General features: G+C 68.8%; 1 protein-coding gene. It reads left to right on the top strand.

Annotated features, from left to right (window positions below; translation table 11 throughout):
• Window positions 1-480 (top strand): tripartite tricarboxylate transporter permease (locus AB4091_RS21885; RefSeq protein WP_442295023.1); only part of this gene is annotated, 480 nt, incomplete at both ends.

Raw genomic sequence — 480 nt, 5'->3', positions numbered from 1 at the left:
GCTATCCGCTGGCGCGGCAGGGCCGCGGCGCGGCGGCACTGGCGCTCAGCGGTATCGGCAGCTTCGTCGGCGGCACGCTGACGGTGGTGCTGCTGTCCTTCCTGGCCGTGCCGCTGGCGCGGCTGGCCGTCCGCTTCGGTCCGGCCGAATACGTGGCGCTGATGACGCTGGCCTTCGCGCTGCTGGTCACCATGGGGCAGGGCCGGATGGCCAAGACCTGGATCGCGATCTCGCTGGGGCTGCTGCTGGCAATGGTTGGGATCGACGGCGGCTCTGGCGTGGAACGCTTCACCTTCGACTCGATCGAGCTGCTGGGCGGCATCGATTTCACCGTCCTGACGATCGGCCTGTTCGCCGTTTCTGAAATCCTCGTCGTGATCGAGGGGCTGGGCACCGGCAAGCTTGCGAATTTCACCGGCGGCGAGCGGCTGCGCTGGCCTGAGTTGCGCGCCTGCCTTCCGGCGATGATGCGCGCGACAG

This window comes from Terrabacter sp. 2RAF25, from assembly GCF_052115265.1.
Lineage (GTDB): Bacteria > Actinomycetota > Actinomycetes > Actinomycetales > Dermatophilaceae > Terrabacter.
This window is presented reverse-complemented; position numbering and strand designations above follow the sequence as displayed.